Below are 18766 nucleotides of genomic sequence, written 5' to 3' on the forward strand. Positions count from 1 at the left end.
TAGGAGGTACGAGTGTATGACTGACGTTGAAGTATTTGAGAATTATGAATCAGAGGTACGTTCTTATTGTAGAAGCTTCCCTGCGGTCTTTACGACTTCAAAGGGTTCGATCATGAAGGATGAGAACGGAAAGGAATATATAGATTTCTTCTGCGGAGCAGGAGCCTTAAACTATGGACATAACAATGACTATATTAAGGAAAAGATGGTTGCATACCTGATGAGTGATGGAATTATGCATTCGATGGATATGATGACTGTTCCGAAGAAAGAGTTTTTGCAGTTCTTTGAAGAAAAGGTGTTACAGCCAAGAGGATTGAATTTCAAGGTAATGTTCCCTGGACCAACCGGAACCAATGGCGTAGAGGCTGCATTGAAGTTGGCGCGTAAAGTAAAGAAGAGAAATCAGATCTGGGCACTCATGGGATGTTTCCATGGTATGACACTTGGCGCATTGTCTCTCACAAGTGATGCGGGCAGCCGTGGCGGCGCAGGTGTATGTCTGAATGATGTTACACATATTCCGGCACCATATATGTTCCCGGAGCTTGATACAATCAAATATATGGAGACATTGCTTACGGACGACCACTCAGGTGTGGAGAAACCGGCAGCAATCATTATCGAGACCGTACAGGCAGAAGGAGGCGTGCATGTATTTTCCAATGAATATCTGCAGGGTGTCCGTGCGTTGTGCGATAAGTATGATATTTTGATGATCGTGGATGATATTCAGGTAGGCTGTGCGAGAACAGGAACCTTCTTCTCGTTCGAGCGTGCAGGTATCGTACCGGATATGTTCGTAATGTCGAAGTCCATCGGTGGATATGGTATGCCATTTGCTCTGACAATGTTCAAGCCGGAGTTAGATATCTGGTCACCGGGCGAGCACAACGGAACGTTCCGTGGCAACCAGCTTTCTATGGTTGCAGCGAAGGCAGGACTGGAATATATGCTTGACCATAAGGTTGAGGCTGAGGTAAAGCGCAAAGAGGGAATCATCCGCAAATATATGGATGAGAACATTGCAAGACCGGGTGTGGAGATCCGGGGAATCGGCTGTATCTGGGGCGTCCAGGTTGCAGATGGAAAGCTTGCTTTGGCAATCTGTAACAAGTGCTTTGAAAAGGGATTGATCATGGAACGTGCAGGCCGAGATAACAATGTGTTGAAGCTGATGCCGGCGCTTGTGGCAACGGATGACGAATTGATGCGCGGACTGGATATCATCAGAGATTCAATGAATGAATTGATGTAAGAATTGTACAGAGATAATCTGTGAAGAAAGTAAATCGAGCAGGATGTATGAACCTGCTCGATTGTGTTTTATTTTAGATAATTTTGATGTACTTGAAAAATGGAAAGGTATGATAGATTGTATGGAACCTTGGATGGGAAGAACAGCAGCCGTCGTAGATCTTGGTATGCTGAAAAATAACTTAGCAGAGATCCGCAAGAAATTAAAGCCGGGTGTCGAACTCATGGCGGTTTTAAAGGGTGACGGATACCGGCACGGCGCGGAAGGATTGTATCCGACATTGAAAGCCTGCGGCGTGACCAACTATGCGGTTGCACTGTGGAGCGAGGGTGTTGCCTTGCGGGAGCATGGCGCGACAGAGCCGATTCTTGTGCTTGGAGATACCAGAGATTATGACTTAGATGAGGCAGTCCGTTACAATCTGGACTTTCCAGTATTCTCGGTGGAATATGCGAAGACGGTTGCCGAGGCAGCGAAACGGCAGGGCAGAAAGCAGAATATACAGATCAAGCTCGACACCGGAATGAGCCGGATCGGGTTCCCGGATAACGATGAGACGCTTGAAGCAATCAAGGAGATTTCACAGATGGAATCCCTGAATATGACAGGCATTTTCACGCATTTTGCACGTGCAGATGAGTACGATCATAAGAGTGCAGGGAAGCAGCTTGACCGCTTTCTGCGTATGACAGAGAAGTTAAAGGAAATGGGGATCACATTTCCGAAGTATCATGTGGCGAACAGCCCGGCGATTTTGCTGATGCCGGATTCGCAGCTCGATATGGTACGTGCCGGAGATATCTTATATGGCTTGAATCCAATCGACGAAGAAGGGTTCAAAAAAGAGAACTTCAAGGAGATTTTGAGCTGGTACACGTATGTGGTTATGGTGAAGGAGGTTCCGACAGGAACGGAGGTTGGTTATGGCGGCACATTCGTGACGAAGCGTCCGACGAAGATCGCAACCCTGCCGGTTGGATTTGCGGATGGATACCGGAGAGATCTGTCGAACCGAGGAAAGGTGCTGATCCGTGGACAGGAAGCACCGATCATCGGAAGAGTCTGTATGGATCAGTGTATGGTCGATGTGACAGATATCCCGGATGTACAGAGAAACGATCAGGTGACGCTACTTGGCGGAGACCTTTCCATCCAGTGGATGGCAGATCTGCTTCAGACAAATGTCGATGAGATTGTATGCAATATCTCCCAGCGTGTACCGCGTGTCTATATTGATTCCACACAGGAATCATAAGTTCGTAGTAGAAAGAGGAAAGTTATGCAACAGGAAACCCGTGTAAGAAATGCCTCGCGAAATGTTGTGTTTGGCATGTTTTTGAAAGGCTATCAGATACTGCTTCCATTTATCATGCGTACAGCAATTATGTACTACATGGGCGATGGGTATCTCGGCTTAAACAGCTTGTTTGGTTCGGTGCTGTGGGTGTTGAACCTTGCGGAGTTGGGCGTTGGTTCAGCGATGGTTTATTCCATGTACCAGCCGATTATCGACAATGATAAAGAGCAGATCTGCGCGTTGTTAAAATTATATCAGAAATATTACCGGATCATCGGACTGGTAATCGCAGTCGTTGGCGGAATTCTGACGCCGTTTATTCCGTATCTTGTAAAGAGTGATATGCCGGAGGGCGTGAGCATCTATGTCGTGTATCTGCTCAATCTGTTCTGTACCTGTATGTCGTACTGGCTGCTCGCGTACAAGAACAGTCTGCTGACTGCACACCAGAGAAATGATGTAGCGAGCAAGGTCATGCTTGTGACGAATACGTTCCAGTATGCGGCACAGTTAGTTGTCGTTATGACAATCGGTGATTATTATATCTATCTGATTGTACAGATCTTCACACAGATCGTTACGAATCTGGTAACGGCATATTTTGCGAATAAGATGTATCCGGAATATAAGGCAGTCGGAAAGCTGCCGAAGGAGACAGTAAAGAAAATCAATAACCGTATCAGAGATCTCTTCACCATGAAGGTGGGACAGGTCATTGTATCTTCGGCGGATACGATTGTTATATCTGCATTTTTAGGACTTGCAGCGAATGCATTTTACAACAATTATTACTATGTGCTGACTGCGGTAACCGGAATCATGAATGTGGTGTTTGTATCGTGTACCGCAGGTATCGGAAACAGCATTCTGGTGGAGACGGAAGAAAAAAATTATACGGATTTGAAGAAGCTTTCATTTATCATTATGTGGCTTGCAGGTATGTGCAGTGCGGTTATGCTCTGTCTGTATCAGCCGTTCATGCGGCTCTGGGTAACAGAGAAGCGAATGCTTCCATTTGCAGTCGTTGTTTGCATGGTTGTGTATTTCTTCATCAGCCAGGTAAACCAGATTCTGATCACTTACAAAGATGCAGCGGGAATCTGGCATGAAGACCGGTTCCGTCCACTTGTGACGGCACTTGTGAATCTGGTGCTGAATATTATTCTTGTACAGTTTATTGGTATCTATGGTGTTATCCTGTCTACCGTTATTTCGGTGCTGGCTGTTGGTATGCCGTGGATTCTGCACAACCTGTTTACGGTATTATTTAAGCGGAATGCATGGGAATATATACGGAAGCTTCTGTATTATACAATCGTGACAACGATTGTATGTACACTTACCTATTTGGTTGCAAGCCAGATACCGGGCGTTGGAATTCTGGCGCTGATCCTGAAGGCAATCGTGTCTGTGATCGTGTCAAATCTGTTGATGTTTGTGGCTTATTTCAAGATGGGAGAGTTTGCAGAAGTAAAGAAACTTGTGATACGCGTATTGAAGAGACAGGCTTAATGTGGGGCGGCAGCAACCATGTGAGCGGGAAGGAGAACATATGAGGAAGTTAAAATTATGGGTGGCGTGTGCGATGGCGGCAGCGATGCTTGCACTGACTGCATGCGGAAAAGAAGATAAACTGGTGCTTGTGACAACCGAAGCGGCAGCGTCACAGAGTGATGCGACAACGACCGAAGATATTCTGGCAGATATCCGGGAGGAAGCAGAGAATACAACGGAAGAGGAAAAGAAGCGCGAACCCGCTTCAGAGGAAGATAAGAAGGTCACGATGGAAGCAATCTATGATGCAAACAAAGGGGATACATTGCTTGCGGGTGGAAACAATTACAGCTTGAATACAATCTATTACAGTGATGGTGTTGAGGTGTATTCGGAATATCAGTTCCTTGGGTTTGCCGAGGACGGCACGTATCTGCAGGCGTACGAGGATTCAAATGGAATCGTGCAGGTGCTTGATAAAGAATATGGTTATTGGTATCTGATTGATGAGGACAAGACGTGTTATGCATTGATCTATCCGGAACCAAATGTGGCAGATGCGATCATCAACACGAATCACAACGATATGATTATCTCCCTTACAGAGGCGGATCAGACGATCAAGGATATCTACCGTGAGGACGGAGATCTGGTTGTGGAGACAAATTATAAGAATGACAACGCATCTTATGTATTCCAGTATGTTCTGGATGACAATTACAAGGTGCTTGAATATTATTGTTACGATGCCAATGGGGAAAAGGTATCATATTCCTGGGTGACAGAAGGAAATTCTTATACATATCCGGAGGCAATCGCGACCGCACACGAGTCTATGATGACGCGGACAGTTACGTTCAAGATTTTAGAGGGAAAAGGACTGGAGAGCAGTTATACAGTTCCAGTGGACAAACCGGTACAGCTTGCATTGCTGGAATATAAAGCATACACGGATGAGGCATGCACGACAACTTGGGAAGAGACCGCCGACGATTCAGGCATGTATACCGATGAAGTTATCTATCTCAAACGTGAAGGTGCGGACACAACAGAGGGAACAACGGAAGATTCGACGACAAATCCGTAAATCTCTTTACAAATCAGTGGGATATGTAGTATACTACGGGTAAGAACGAATAGTAGGAGAATGTAAAAAGGAAGTGAGAATATGAGTATGAATATTAGCAGCAATTTTTTTAATAGCATGCTTGGAACATCTTCCAGCAATTCAAGCAGTGGATTGATGGGACTTCTCAGCGATTACAACTCCATTCGGAACGGCAGTTATCTGAAGCTTGCAAAGCATTATTATTCGAACGATAGTGCGAAGAAGGCAACGCAGAAGCAGTTTTCCAAGAGTAACATAGAGACGAAGACAGAGGATACTGCGACAAAGACGGCATCCGAGGATGCATGGAAGGATCTGAAAACATTGAAGGATGAGAAGCTGTATCAGAGTGCGGATACAGATAAGATCCAGAAGAATGTAAAGAGCTTTGTCAGCAATTACAACAGTGTGATGGAGAGTGCACAGAATTCAGATAAATCAGGCGTACTGAAGGATGCATCCAGACTGGCTTCTCAGACTGGAAATTATACAAGTGCATTAGCCAAGATCGGAATTATGGTGAAAAGTGATAACACACTTGCATTTGACGAGGAGGCATTTGCATCCGCAGATATGTCGGATGTGAAGAAACTGTTTGCCGGAGATTTCTCTTTCGGCAGTAATACACAGAGTCGTATGTTGCAGCTTGCAAGCGATGCATCTGCAAATTCATCGTCTGTATTTTACAATCAGTACGGAGCAGTGGCAGGCGCGTCAGTTGGAAGCTTCTACGATAGCTTATTCTAATTAGCAGAGACAGAAATATATAGTTCAATCTCCCCAAGAGGATTGATAATAAGAATGGGAAGATCCGCGGGTTGACTGTGGATCTTCTTCTTTTGTCTGGAAATGGGAGGACTGGTGCAATATGGCAAAAATACGAATCGACAAATATTTGGCAGATGCGGGTTTTGGCAGCCGAAAGGATGTGAAAGGACTGCTGAAGGCAAAACAGGTCACCATAAATGGTGAGACGTGTGTCCATGCGGAGGAAAAGCTGGAACCGGCGCAGGATGTTGTCTGTGTGCAGGGTAAAATGGTCGTGTATGAGAGTTTTTCTTATTATATGCTGCATAAACCACAGGGGGTGGTGTCTGCAACGAAAGATGCACATGAAAAAACAGTTGTGAATCTTATTACAGAACAAAAACGACGCGATTTATTTCCGGTAGGACGGCTGGACAAAGATACGGAAGGGCTGTTGCTTTTAACCAACGATGGAAAGCTGTCAAATGATCTGCTGGCACCGGGAAAGCATGTGGAAAAAACCTATTATGCAAGGATCAAAGGCATGGTCACGAAGAAGGAGGTCGCTGCTTTTGCTGAGGGTGTAGATATCGGAGATGAGCTGCTCACAGCACCAGCTGAACTGAAGATTCACAAGGCAGGGAGCGAAAGTGAGATCGAAATTACGATCACAGAGGGGCGGTATCATCAGATTAAACGAATGTTTGAAGCGGTAGGTATGCAGGTGCTATATTTAAAGCGTTTGCGTATGGGACCGTTGTATCTGGATGAGTCGCTTGCGTGTGGTGAATATCGGAAACTTACCACAGAGGAAATCCAGAGCCTGAAAAACAGAGAAGAATGGTAAATCGTTTGTGAAATACGAGAAAGTATGTTGACATATGAGGTAGAAAAAGTATAAACTGTAAAGAAGGTATTGCAATTTTGCAGGAGGAAACGATATGGACGAAAATAAGAATCCGGAATCCAGATATGACGTGGATGAAGAAGAGGGTGCCACCACCGTATTACGTGCGATGGATGCAGAAACTGAGGACGAAGAAGAGGGCGCGACAACGGTATTGCGCGCAGAAGATATGCCACCTGAGGATGACGATGATACGGAAGGTGCAACGACGGTTCTGACTGGACCAGAACCAGCGATGATGGGTGCAGCACCAGCACCGGGCGCACCACAGTTTGAGGACAAGACACAGATGCTTCCACCACAGGGAGCGCCGATGGGAATGCCGATGGGACAGATGCCGAACGGACCGATGGGAGCACCAATGGGACAGATGCCGAACGGACCGATGGGAGCGCCAATGGGACAGATGCCGAACGGACCGATGGGAGCGCCAATGGGACAGATGCAGAATGGAGCGATGGGAGCACCAATGGGACAGATGCCAAATGGACTAATGGGAGCACCGATGGGTATGATGCCGAATAACGGACAGATGCCGCCGATGAATGGTGGAAAGCCGCCAAAGGCGCCGAAACCACCGAAAGCTCCGAAGGAGAAAAAACCGAAGGCACCAAAACAGCCAAAAGTAAACAAAGATGGTTCACCAAAGAAGAAAAAGACAGGTCTGATCGTGGCTATCTGCGTCGTTGTGGTATTGGCACTGGGCGCAGGCGCATATTTCCTGTTCTTTACGCCAGAGAAACGGTATGAGAGGAAGATGGATGTTGCTGAGAAGGCGATGACAGACAGCAATTACGAAGAAGCTGTCACGGCGTATGAAGCAGCACTTGGTATCTTTGATGACCGGGTTCCGGCTATGAACGGTTTGTTATCCGCACAGATTAGTGCCGGTGAAAGCGATGGGGCAAGAGAGAATTTCACAGAGTTCCGTACAACAATCACGGGCTTTGATGCAGATAAAGTAACAGAGAACAGTGAGGATATCGTAGCATTCTATGAATACGCAGATGATCTTTACAGTGATACGGATTCTCTGATCGATGCATATAAGGAAGGGTATAACCTGACAAATGACAACGGTCTGAAGAAGAACCTCGTAACCGCATATGTAGACCGTGCCGATGCAATGGATAACTCTGATTATGAAAATAAGATTGCTGCTTATGGAGATGCTTTAGATCTCGACAGTACGAATGAGTCGGCTCTGAGTGGAAGAAAGGCATGTGCATATGCTGTTTTGGATGATATGATGGATGCACAGCAGTATGATCAGGCAGAATCCTTTATCAATACATATGCGGACAGCATGTCGGATGTGGACTTCTCTTCTTATACAGAGAAGATTGAGTCAGAGCGTGCGTTGATGACAGCCAGACATGATCTGATGGAGCAGGTAATCAGCCTGATGTCAGCTTCCGATTATGCAGGCATGATGGACGTGGATGGTTCCGATAATGCAAGTACAGTTGTTGCAAATATGGACGGTGATTCTTATGTTTATGCAACGGATGGCTATGACAGCTCCTATACAGGAAAAGCTGCGGGCGTTTACACATATTCTACTTTGTTGAGTTCTGGCTATTACTTCTATTATGGTGATTACGAGAACGGTGTGCGAAGTGGACAGGGAACGATGTTCGTCAAGATGGATGGTTATAATCAGGCATATCTGGTTTATGAAGGTGCATGGAGCAACGATAAACCGAACGGTGCAGGTACTGAGACATCTGTCAACGAGGACGCTGGCGATGAGCTTGTAACGGTAACCCGTTCTGGTAATCTGGTAGATGGATTGTTTGATGGAGAGGTAACTGTATCGCTTGTATCGAACGATGAAGAGTATGGTGGAACTTACACAGGTACATTTACTGCATCGAACGGTGATGCACCGGATATCCGTGAGAATTATCCGGATCTGGATTTTAGTGATGTATCGGAAGATAAGACAGTTTATGTGGTACTGGAATGTGACGGTTCACCAATGTACTGGCACTTCTCAAAGGGATCAGCCGCAAAGCTCGGTATACATACTTTTGGGAACTAAGATAAAAATAAATGGTGGTAAAACATATGGACATATTGATCAATGACTATATAAATGGAGAGCGCTCCCTGTGTAGGGATGAAGCTCAGTTTTCCGCGTATCTGTTCCAGATTTTGAACGGATGCAAACGTGTCAAGATCGATTCTGACAATTTTACAAATAAGACTTACGAAGTAATGCAGGCATATTATATGCCGGCGTTCCTGCGTGATTACTTCAATTATGCGGACAGTAAAGCTGAATTTAACCGGAAGCTTGTGACATTTGCAAACCGGAAGTTACGTGCACTGTATGCAGGTGAAGAGGCGCAGGGGGCGATGCTTGAGGATGTAGATGCCAAGGCAGTGAATGCTGCGGAGATTTACAATCTGGATAAGGAACTGGATATAGAAAATCCGGGGTTCGATCTTGGAAAGCATATCAATGGATGGTCTGGAAAAGAACGCGAATATCGAAATCCGCTTGCACGTTGGATGATGAATGTGCGACCGGATTTCGCAGTTTTGCTGAAACGACGCGGCATCAAGCGTACAGAGCTACGGATGCATGAGATTGATTGTCATTATCTGAATAGTGTAGACACGTATCCAGCGATGATTGGACGCGTGGATGAAAAAGGACATGTGACTGGGTGCAAGAAGATCGTGTGTACGAAGCAGCAGGTAGAACAGTATGCGTTGGAGTTTCTGTGTGAGACACCAACGGAAGAATACGCAGATACCATCGGTATGAAATGGTGGGGACCGGCGAAGGAGTCGGACACACCGGTAGAAGACAGCGGTATTGCGATTGAACCTGGCTTTATTAGTATGGCGAATCTGGTTAGTGCAAAGAATGCACAGATGTATGAGGAAGTGGACAAGCCGATCGCAATGCAGAAATTGCAGGAATACAACAAAGCATTCTATGCGGAAGAGCGGAAAGTGAAGGAACCGAAAGCAATCCTCGGAAGTGTTTTGGAATTACAGATATAAGCAGGATAAGAAAAAGGGTTGAAACATAGTTGTTTCAACCCTTTTTTATGGATACAGAATCTATCAATTATTCCATAGCTGCTTTTAATGCGGCGTCTAAATCCTCTAAGATATCATCGATGTTCTCCAGACCAACAGAGAAACGAACCATACCAGCATCAATACCAGCTGCAACAAGCTGCTCGTCGGATAACTGGCGATGTGTTTCACTTGCTGGATGCAGGACACAGGTACGGATATCTGCAACATGCACTTCGTTGGAGGCAAGCTTTAATGAATCCATGAATTTTGCCGCAGCCGGACGTCCGCCCTTGATGATAAAGGAGATAACACCGCAGGATTTGCCACCGAGATATTTTTCTGCAAGTGCATGGTTTGGATCAGAAGGAAGTGCTGGACAACTGACACTGACAACTGCGTCACTCTTTTCAAGGTATTCTGCAACTGCCATTGCATTTTCTGTATACTGCTTCATACGAACTGGAAGAGTCTCTAATCCGAGATTCAACAGGAATGCAGAATGTGCGGCTGGATATACACCGAAGTCACGCATGAGCTGCATTCTTGCCTTGACGATATATGCCATATTGCCATAAGATTTTGTATAGCAGGTTCCATGGTAGGATTCGTCAGGCTCGACAAGCTCTGGGAACTTGCCATTATCCCAGTTGAACTTGCCGCTGTCTACGATGACACCGCCGATCTGAACGGCATGTCCATCCATATATTTACTTGTGGAATGTACGACGATATCAGCACCGAAGTCAAAAGGTTTACAGAGAATCGGAGTTGCAAATGTGTTGTCTACGATCAATGGAACTCCCATTGCATGTGCAATATTTGCGAAACGCTCAATATCAAATACAGTCAGCGCCGGGTTTGCGATTGTCTCGCCAAACACGAGCTTTGTATTCTCTTTAAAACAGGCCTTGATCTCATCGTCAGACATATTTTTATCCACGTAGATACATTCAATGCCAAGCTTCTTCAAAGTGAAAGAGAACAGATTGATCGTGCCGCCGTAGATTTCAGGGGTACTGATGATGCTGTCACCAGCCTGACAGATATTTAAGATGGAAAGCAAGGTAGCTGCCTGTCCGGAAGTGGTACACATGGCACCGACACCACCTTCCAGGGCTGCAATTTTCTCCTCGACTGCCATGACTGTTGGATTGGCAAAACGGGAATAACAGAGTCCTTTTGTTGGATCATCAAAGATGCCGGCAACTTCTGCGGCAGATTCGTACACATACGTTGTACTTTGGACGATAGGCAGAACACGAGGCTCGCCATTCTTTGGTGTATAGCCTGCATGCAGGCATTTTGTTTCATCTTTCATTGTAATAAAACCCTCCTATGGTATATAGTAGTTACTATGATTTAATGTAACATAAATACTATATTAATACAACAGTCGGGTGTAAGCGAGAGCTTTGCATGTTATTTCGCGAAATAACGACGAAAAAAATGAGAAATTCTGAAAAAATTGCTTGCAAAATAAAATTCCGTATGGTAATATCTAACTCTGTGATATATTTTTATATTCCTTGCTTCCGACCAGTTCGGAGGCCAATAGACCATAAGGAGGTGCAATAACATGAACAAGTATGAATTGGCGTTGGTTGTTAGCGCAAAGATTGATGATGACGCAAGAACTGCTGTTGTAGATAAGGCTAAGGCTATTATCGAGAAGGCAGGCGGCACAATCACAAACGTTGACGAAAAAGGCAAGCTGAGATTAGCATACGAGATTCAGAAGATGAAGGAAGGTTTCTACTACTTCATCCAGTTTGATGCAAACGCTGAAGCTCCAGCTCAGATCGAAGCAAGTGTTCGTATTATGGAATCTGTTCTCAGATATCTTTGTGTTAGACAGGACGCAGAGTAATAGTTAGGAGGATTTCCGATGAACAAAGTAATTTTGATGGGTCGTTTAACTCGTGATCCGGAAGTTAGATATTCACAGGCTGCAGAGCCTTTAGCAATCGCAAGATATACACTTGCAGTTGACCGTAGATTCCAGAGAAGAGACAATTCTGGAAATGAGCAGACAGCAGATTTTATCTCCTGTGTTGCATTTGGCAGAAACGGAGAGTTTGCTGAGAAGTATTTGAAGCAGGGTACAAAGATTGCGATTACAGGTCGTATTCAGACAGGCAGCTATACTAATAAGGACGGCAATAAAGTTTATACAACAGAAGTTGTCGTAGAAGAGCAGGAGTTTGCAGAGAGCAAGAATGCATCTGGAAACAACGGCGGTGGATATCAGCAGGAAGACAGACCAGCACCTGGTAATGCCAGTGCAGATGGATTCATGGATATTCCAACAGGATTGACAGGCAACGATTTACCATTTAAGTAAGGAAATTAAATGGAGGTAATTAGTAATGGCTTACAATAAGACAGAGAAGAGCGATCGTCCAGACGCTCCTATGAAGAGAAGACCAATTCGTAGAAGAAAAAAGGTCTGTGTATTCTGTGCAGAGAAGAATGCAGTAATTGATTACAAGGATACAAACAAGCTTAAGAGATACATCTCTGAAAGAGGTAAGATTCTTCCTAGAAGAATTACTGGTAACTGTGCAAAGCATCAGCGTGCACTTACAGTTGCAATCAAGAGAGCAAGACACGTAGCTCTTATCCCTTACGTTGTAGAGTAAGAAGAACGTATAAAACTCCAATTTGCGGATTTCTGCAGATTGGAGTTCTTTTTTTGTCATAATATGTACGAATTGATACAAATTAGATACATTTTCATGGTAAGATAAGAACAGTAAAATAAAGGATACTGTGAGGAGATTGTGGTGAGAAAGATAAGAAAAAGACGAATGGCAGCCGTGATGGTACTCTGTGTGGGACTGCTCAGCGGATGTGCCGGCAAAACCCAGACGGATGATCTTGTGATCACGATACCGGAATATGAGAAAATTACATACACAACCGAGCCAGTCGTGCATGGAGACATTGCGCCGGTGCTCGATCTGCGATTGAAATCAGAACAGTTTGAACGGAAAGAATACTATCCCGATCATGATGAGATGGAGGTTGATCAGGTATTTGTCCATGTTGGAGATGTCGTGCAAAATGGAGACACACTTGTCACCTTCTCTTCGGAGGATATAACGGAGGAACGAAGACAGTATGAAAACCGTGTGGAAGAGGATGCGCTTCTGATCGACCATTATACGAAGCTGGATGCAATCAATCAGACAGATGAACACCAGGAGAGTATCGAGCAGTTAAAGAAAGACCAGGAGATTGCAGGACTGTACATCAAAGATCTGGACGCAAGACTGGAAGCTTATACGATTAAGGCAGAGGGAAGCGGCATTGTGAGCAGCCTGTCGGATATGCTTGATTATGGAACCGTGTATGCCGGAGATGCAGTTGTAACGATCCTGTATGGCTCAGACAATTATACTACGACGACAGAGGATGATTATGCGTTTGAGGTAGGACAGACATTTACGGCAACTTTTGGCGTTGGAAGCTATGAGGTCAGATTGACAGCGATTGATGTGCTGGCGTCGGATACGGATGCCGGGATGAAACGGCAGCTTACATTTACATTGGTTGACTCAGCGAAACGGCCAAGCTCGGATTCACTGAATCTGGAGATCGAGAAAAATGTGCTCAAGAATGTCCTGTATGTACCGGAGGATGCAATCGTGTATGTGGGAAATGACAATTACGTCTATGTGCTGGATGAAGACGGATTCCGACATGGCATACAGGTGCAGACTGGGGCAACGATTGATGGCTATACAGTGATTGAAGATGGTTTAAAAGAGGGCGACAAGGTGGTGATTGCAAAATGAGAATCGGACAGAAACTAAAACGACAGCTGGGATTTTTGATGAGTGTACTCTGCGCGGTCTCTCTGGTTGCCTGTGGAACGAAATATGCAGATGCGCCAGCTTTGCTGGAACCGGTATCTGGAACGGAATCGTACCGGGAAGTATCTGTGGGAGATGTAGGCGATCTGAAAATCGCATATGGATCGATCGTGCCAACAGAACATGCAGTGTTCTGGACGACACAGGTCAGCGTGGCAGAAGTCCTTGTCGACGTTGGAGATTATGTGGAAGCTGGACAGGTGGTAGCTACTGCGGATCTGGAAGCGGCACAAAAGGCAAAACAGGATCTGGAAGAATCCCGGAGTCTGCTCGTGCAAAAACGTGAGCTGGAGGTGCAGAAACAACAGCTCACGATACAGAAGCTGAATCTGAAACAGGCGGGAGAAAATCAACTGGGAGATTCTGACAGTGCTGCGAAAACAGGAAAAGAGATCGAGACGGAACAGGAAAATGCCAATTATGATGAATTGCTTTACAAGCACCAGCTTGCCGATTACGATGATCAGATTCAGAAGCAACAGGAGATCATTGAAGATGGAACCCTCAAGGCAACTGCAAGCGGGTATGTTTCTTATGTGCGTCAGTTTACATATGGCAATCAAGTTACAAGCTCGATGAATGTTATCACGATTGCAGATTATGAGGATACATATATTCAGATACAGAATACAACGATCAAAGACAAGCTTCTGGAGAAATACGACCGTTATTATACGATACAGGATGGCGCGAAAATTTCGCTTCGGGAGTATGCCTATACAACACAGGAGCGCCTGACAGCCGAAAATCAGCAGAAATATCCGGCACTTCGAATGCAGTATGAGGATGCTCAAAAGAGCGCGCCAGTCGGTTCTGTAATCGCCGTTTATCTCGTCAGAGACCGCGTGGAAGATGCCCTGTATGTCGGAAATGATTCCATCTATGAGGACGATCAGGGATCATTTGTCTATGTAAAAAATGGGGAGCAGCGCGAACAGCGCTACATTGAGACAGGAGTCAGTGACACGGTAAATACAGAGGTGATATCCGGGCTTTCTGAGGGAGAAAAAGTGTATTATACATCAGAGGCTGCATGGCCGGATGCATATGAGGAATATACGGTAAGTGCTCCAACGAATTATGATTCGATGTTTTATACAAACCGCTATGCGATTGCAGATACGATGCGGATCAATTACACATCTCCATATGAAGGTACAATTCAGGAAATCTGTGTATCCAATGGAGATTATGTGCAAAAGGGCGATGTGTTACTCAAGGTTCGAACGAATGAAGGCAGCGCGAAGCTGGCGGAGATGCGGTCAGGAATTGAGGATATGAAAGAAAATCGCACGAAAGCAGTGCAGGCACATGAGAATACACTTCAGTCGCTGCAACAGGAAAAGCAGGCAACGCTGACTGCCGGACAGACACCACTTGCAACCGGTACGGATGCACAGACAGCAACCGACGGTGATGCAGAAGAACAGGCAAATCCGAATCTTTCATCTATGCTGGATGTCGATATTCAGATTGAGAATCTGGATTTTCAAATACAGACGCTGGATTATACATATCAGCTCAAGCAGTCAGAGGAAGCATATACGGAGGCAAGCTGTAACAATGACGGAACAGGTGTCATGTCAATCTGCGCTGAGCAGGAGGGCGAGGTGTTGGATTTCTGGAGAGACACCGGAGGCAAGCTGGAGCTTAACTCGGATATTCTGGCGATTGATACGCCGGTGAAGGAGAAGCTGGCATTGTATGGTGGAAACAGCAAGGTTGCGAACGGGACACCTGTATCGGTGCAGGATGAGGAAAGTGGAAAGACGATACAGGGCATCATCTGTGGTTCTAACGGAATCACGGAAGGAACAAAGGAAGAGTATTATGTCACGACGGTAGGGGATCGTGTCTATATCACGCAGAGTCTGACGGACGACAGCCGGATGTACTATGTGAAATTAGACGGGAACGCATCCGTGGAGAATATGACCGGAAGTCAGATAATTTCCTATCCGCTGATTTCTTATTCGGATGTGTACACGATTCCGGCAGATGCGCTCTACACAGAGAAGGCGAACTCAGGCAAGGAGACATCCGGGGATTTCTATTATGTGTGGAAAATCGTAGATGGAAATATCGAGAAACAATATGTGGATGCCGCAATCAGCAACAGCGCACAGGATACATCCAAATATAAAAAGGGCGATGTAGTGGCATGTATATTTAATGGTATTTCGGAGGGAGATATACTGGCGGGACCAGTTTCAGAGGAAGAGGAGTAAAAGATGATACGGTTTGTTTTACAAAAAATTAAAAACAAAAAATGGTTGACGACCTGCCTGCTTCTGGGACTTGTCTTTCTTGTGGCAGCGGTTTCCTGTCAGCCAATGTTCAAGGCAGGCTCGCTCAACAAGATGCTGCTGGACAGCTTTCATAATGCAGGTGAGGAAGCAGAGGCATATCCGGCGGTGATCGGAAGAACAGGTGCTTATGTGACGGAGAAGCGGCAGACAGCTGCGGCTGTGCTCGACGGTATGAAAGGGTATCAGCAGACATGGGAGAAATATCTTGGATCCATACAGGCGGTGAATACGCAGACCATTCTGACGCTGGATGAACAGTCCGCACAGGGCGCGTATGGTGGAAAAGGAAAATATCTGAAGGTATCGTATATGCCTGATATGCTGGCACATACACAGGTGCTTGTCGGCGAGGACTACGATGCGTATGCTGGGAATCTGTATGGCTGTATGTTGTCCGAGAGTGTGATGGATGCCTGCGGCTTTACAGTCGGTGAGACATTGGAATTCCCACTTTGGACAGATGCAGACGGGGAAACGCTGAAGCTGCAGATCTGTGGTATCTTCAAGGAGACGGACAGCACAGACACCTTCTGGTATACAGCGCCGAATACGATGGAACAGGAGATGTTTGTAAGTGAGGAAACCTTTGATGCCATCGTGAAGCAGTTTGCACCGGAAAAGATCAACTATGCGACCAATGTGCTGCTTGATTATACGAAGATCAATCAGAAGAATGTAGCAGATGTGCAATATTATATTGAGCAATTTCATAAGGAGGATGAGAGCTTTACCGATTCGTTCCTGAATCTGCTCAAGCAGTACCAGAAGGACAAGAAAACGATAGATATCACGCTCTGGGTATTGGAGCTTCCGTTGCTTGGTCTGGTGCTTGCATTTATCTATATGGTGACTGGACAGATCATCGACACAGAACAGGGCGAGATCGCCATGATGCGGAGCCGGGGATACCGCCGCAGCCAGATTGTAGCGCTCTATGCGTTGCAGGCGTGTATTCTCTGTCTGGTGGCAATGCTGATTGGAACGCCACTTGGATATGGACTTTGTAAGCTGGCTGCATCGACCACAGATTTCCTGACATTCCATGCCGGGAATCTCTCGATGTATCATTTTACACCAGTGATGCTTGTCTATGGACTGGCGGCGTCTGCCGTTGGAATTCTGTTCATCCTGATTCCGGTCGTGATTCATTCCGGGGTATCGATTGTACAGCAAAAATCTGATCAGAAGATCAACAAGAAGATGTTCTGGGAAAAATATTTTCTGGATATCGTGTTGCTTGGCGTTTCAATCTATCTGCTTCACAATTTCAATCAGGAGATTGATAAGATCCGTGCACGGGCACTGCTTGGGGCGAAGATGGATCCGTTGATCTTCTTGGATTCTGTATTGTTTATCGTGGCGATGGGACTTGTTGTGCTGCGGTTGCTGCATTATCTTGTGCAGCTTGTCTATCATATCGGCAGAAAAAAGTGGCGTCCGGCAGTGTACGCGTCGTTCTTGCAGATCACGCGGAACTTCCGCAAGCAGGGATTTATCTCGGTATTTTTGATTCTGACCGTGGCAATGGGACTGTTCAATGCCAATGCGGCGCGCACGATCAACCAGAACTATGAAAACCGGATCCGCTATGCAGATGGAGCCGATATCCGTTTGCAGGAGACATGGAAGATGCAGGCATTTTATGTGTCTGCCAATGATATCGACTATAACTATGTGGAGCCAGATCCGGTCAAATATGACGAGCCGGTCAAGCAGGGACTTTGCACGAGCATGGCAAAGGTAATCCGAACCAACAATATATCGGTGAGCCGGGGAAAAACGAAGATTGCTAACTGTGAGTTCATGGGAATCCATACAAAAGATTTTGGTGAGACTGCGTATTTGCAGGAGGAACTAAACAGAGACGTTCATTGGTATACATATTTAAATGAACTGGCACAGCAGGAAAATGGTGTGATTCTGTCGAAGAATCTGGCAGCGGCACTGGAGGTCAAAGTGGGGGATGTTGTGGATTGCTCCAGATATGGAGATTCTGTCCTGAAGAAAGAGACGGTGCGTGGTACGATCAGCGGAAAGGTCGTGGCGATCGTAGATGCGTGGCCGGGCTTTGTCCAGTATACCTATGAAGATGGAGAAGAGACAGAGCATTATCTGATTGTTGCCAATTATGCGAAGACGGTGCAGAGCTTCAAAATCTCGCCGTATGAGATATGGTACAAGCTGGCAGATGGCGTGGACAGTGATGCGGTACGGGCGGTGATCGATGCGGGTGGCACGAAGCTATCCTCCTATACGGCATTGGACCGGGATATAGATGCCATGAAAGAGACTGCTATGATACGGATCACGAACGGTATGTTTACGTTGAGCTTTATTATCGCGTTGATCTTGTGTATGATTGGATTTTTAATTTACTGGATCTCATCGATCCGGCAGCGGGAACTGCTCTTCGGAGTATACCGGGCAATGGGCTTAAGCGAGAAGGAGATAAACCGTATGCTTGTAAACGAGCATCTGTTTTCCACATTGCCATCGATTCTGGCAGGTGGTGCCTGCGGCGGTGTGGCGACATATCTGTTTGTGCGGTTATTTGGTGTGATTTATCTGCCGCAGAAACATAACTTAAGCATCTATGTCTATCTCGACCAGATGGATGTGTTGAAGCTTGTCGCGGTGCTCCTGGTTATGATTTTGCTGTGTATCGTGATCCTGCGGCGACTGGTACGGAGTCTGAATATCACGCAGGCATTGAAATTAGGAGAGGAGTAGGA

15 protein-coding genes are annotated in these 18766 nt (G+C 45.8%); 14 read left to right on the plus strand and 1 reads right to left on the minus strand.

Annotated elements, in window-relative coordinates; all coding sequences use genetic code 11:
- The first annotated feature begins 16 nt into the window (after positions 1-16).
- The 8 genes from ectB to H9Q76_RS04005 all read left to right on the plus strand — a co-directional run bounded on the left by ectB (position 17) and on the right by H9Q76_RS04005 (position 9829).
- Complete coding sequence (gene ectB, locus H9Q76_RS03970) at positions 17-1258, plus strand: diaminobutyrate--2-oxoglutarate transaminase (protein ID WP_021984150.1); 1242 nt, start codon at positions 17-19, stop codon at positions 1256-1258.
- A 133-nt stretch (positions 1259-1391) separates the two neighbouring features.
- Entirely contained in the window at positions 1392-2513 is a 1122-nt protein-coding gene (alr, locus tag H9Q76_RS03975) for an alanine racemase (protein WP_227573428.1), read from the plus strand.
- A gap of 24 nt (positions 2514-2537) precedes the next feature.
- The gene (locus H9Q76_RS03980; protein ID WP_117780321.1) at positions 2538-4067 is read left to right on the plus strand and encodes an oligosaccharide flippase family protein; all 1530 of its coding nucleotides are present in this window, start codon (positions 2538-2540) and stop codon (positions 4065-4067) included.
- Between the two features lie 40 nt (positions 4068-4107).
- Positions 4108-5136 (plus strand): hypothetical protein, encoded by a 1029-nt coding sequence (locus H9Q76_RS03985; RefSeq protein WP_021984147.1) that lies wholly within the window; start codon positions 4108-4110, stop codon positions 5134-5136.
- Between the two features lie 81 nt (positions 5137-5217).
- Positions 5218-5904, plus strand: a complete 687-nt coding sequence (fliD, locus tag H9Q76_RS03990; protein ID WP_118373954.1) for a flagellar filament capping protein FliD — start codon at positions 5218-5220, stop codon at positions 5902-5904.
- Between the two features lie 121 nt (positions 5905-6025).
- Positions 6026-6751: a pseudouridine synthase gene (locus H9Q76_RS03995; protein WP_021984145.1), complete on the plus strand. Its 726-nt coding sequence runs from the start codon at positions 6026-6028 to the stop codon at positions 6749-6751.
- A 94-nt stretch (positions 6752-6845) separates the two neighbouring features.
- Positions 6846-8855 carry a hypothetical protein gene (locus H9Q76_RS04000; protein WP_249321701.1) on the plus strand — a complete coding sequence of 670 codons (2010 nt, stop codon included), beginning with the start codon at positions 6846-6848 and terminating at the stop codon, positions 8853-8855.
- A 26-nt stretch (positions 8856-8881) separates the two neighbouring features.
- Positions 8882-9829: a hypothetical protein gene (locus H9Q76_RS04005; protein WP_118373956.1), complete on the plus strand. Its 948-nt coding sequence runs from the start codon at positions 8882-8884 to the stop codon at positions 9827-9829.
- Positions 9830-9896: 67 nt separating this feature from the next.
- On the opposite strand, the gene H9Q76_RS04010 is transcribed toward H9Q76_RS04005, so the two are convergent.
- A complete protein-coding gene (locus H9Q76_RS04010; protein WP_021984142.1) occupies positions 9897-11168 on the minus strand; it encodes an O-acetylhomoserine aminocarboxypropyltransferase/cysteine synthase family protein in 1272 nt (423 codons plus the stop codon).
- Positions 11169-11426: 258 nt separating this feature from the next.
- Here H9Q76_RS04010 and rpsF point away from each other — a divergent pair, with 258 nt between their 5' ends.
- The 6 genes from rpsF (at position 11427) to H9Q76_RS04040 (ending at position 18764) form a co-directional block, all read left to right on the plus strand.
- The gene (gene rpsF, locus H9Q76_RS04015) at positions 11427-11717 is read left to right on the plus strand and encodes a 30S ribosomal protein S6 (protein WP_021984141.1); all 291 of its coding nucleotides are present in this window, start codon (positions 11427-11429) and stop codon (positions 11715-11717) included.
- An 18-nt stretch (positions 11718-11735) separates the two neighbouring features.
- Positions 11736-12191 (plus strand): single-stranded DNA-binding protein, encoded by a 456-nt coding sequence (locus H9Q76_RS04020; RefSeq protein WP_117780326.1) that lies wholly within the window; start codon positions 11736-11738, stop codon positions 12189-12191.
- A gap of 25 nt (positions 12192-12216) precedes the next feature.
- Positions 12217-12489, plus strand: a complete 273-nt coding sequence (gene rpsR / locus H9Q76_RS04025) for a 30S ribosomal protein S18 (protein ID WP_021984140.1) — start codon at positions 12217-12219, stop codon at positions 12487-12489.
- Between the two features lie 144 nt (positions 12490-12633).
- Entirely contained in the window at positions 12634-13647 is a 1014-nt protein-coding gene (locus H9Q76_RS04030) for an efflux RND transporter periplasmic adaptor subunit (protein ID WP_249321702.1), read from the plus strand.
- Positions 13644-15953: a biotin/lipoyl-binding protein gene (locus H9Q76_RS04035; RefSeq protein WP_249321703.1), complete on the plus strand. Its 2310-nt coding sequence runs from the start codon at positions 13644-13646 to the stop codon at positions 15951-15953. The genes H9Q76_RS04030 and H9Q76_RS04035 overlap by 4 nt, the downstream gene beginning before the upstream one ends.
- A gap of 3 nt (positions 15954-15956) precedes the next feature.
- Positions 15957-18764, plus strand: a complete 2808-nt coding sequence (locus H9Q76_RS04040) for an ABC transporter permease (RefSeq protein WP_249321704.1) — start codon at positions 15957-15959, stop codon at positions 18762-18764.
- Positions 18765-18766 lie beyond the last annotated feature (2 nt).

Origin of the sequence: Wujia chipingensis (assembly GCF_014337155.1) — a bacterium.
Lineage (GTDB): Bacteria > Bacillota > Clostridia > Lachnospirales > Lachnospiraceae > Coprococcus_C > Coprococcus_C hominis.

Excerpts from the sequence above, each read along its gene's own strand:
- fliD (WP_118373954.1), top strand. The coding sequence starts at position 5,218 with ATGAGTATGAATATTAGCAGCAATTTTTTTAATAGCATGCTTGGAACA.
- H9Q76_RS03980 (WP_117780321.1), top strand. The coding sequence starts at position 2,538 with ATGCAACAGGAAACCCGTGTAAGAAATGCCTCGCGAAATGTTGTGTTT.
- ectB (WP_021984150.1), top strand. The coding sequence starts at position 17 with ATGACTGACGTTGAAGTATTTGAGAATTATGAATCAGAGGTACGTTCT.
- H9Q76_RS04035 (WP_249321703.1), top strand. The coding sequence starts at position 13,644 with ATGAGAATCGGACAGAAACTAAAACGACAGCTGGGATTTTTGATGAGT.
- rpsF (WP_021984141.1), top strand. The coding sequence starts at position 11,427 with ATGAACAAGTATGAATTGGCGTTGGTTGTTAGCGCAAAGATTGATGAT.
- H9Q76_RS04040 (WP_249321704.1), top strand. The coding sequence starts at position 15,957 with ATGATACGGTTTGTTTTACAAAAAATTAAAAACAAAAAATGGTTGACG.
- H9Q76_RS03985 (WP_021984147.1), top strand. The coding sequence starts at position 4,108 with ATGAGGAAGTTAAAATTATGGGTGGCGTGTGCGATGGCGGCAGCGATG.
- H9Q76_RS04020 (WP_117780326.1), top strand. The coding sequence starts at position 11,736 with ATGAACAAAGTAATTTTGATGGGTCGTTTAACTCGTGATCCGGAAGTT.
- H9Q76_RS04005 (WP_118373956.1), top strand. The coding sequence starts at position 8,882 with ATGGACATATTGATCAATGACTATATAAATGGAGAGCGCTCCCTGTGT.
- rpsR (WP_021984140.1), top strand. The coding sequence starts at position 12,217 with ATGGCTTACAATAAGACAGAGAAGAGCGATCGTCCAGACGCTCCTATG.
- H9Q76_RS04000 (WP_249321701.1), top strand. The coding sequence starts at position 6,846 with ATGGACGAAAATAAGAATCCGGAATCCAGATATGACGTGGATGAAGAA.
- H9Q76_RS04010 (WP_021984142.1), bottom strand. The coding sequence starts at position 11,168 with ATGAAAGATGAAACAAAATGCCTGCATGCAGGCTATACACCAAAGAAT.
- H9Q76_RS03995 (WP_021984145.1), top strand. The coding sequence starts at position 6,026 with ATGGCAAAAATACGAATCGACAAATATTTGGCAGATGCGGGTTTTGGC.
- alr (WP_227573428.1), top strand. The coding sequence starts at position 1,392 with ATGGGAAGAACAGCAGCCGTCGTAGATCTTGGTATGCTGAAAAATAAC.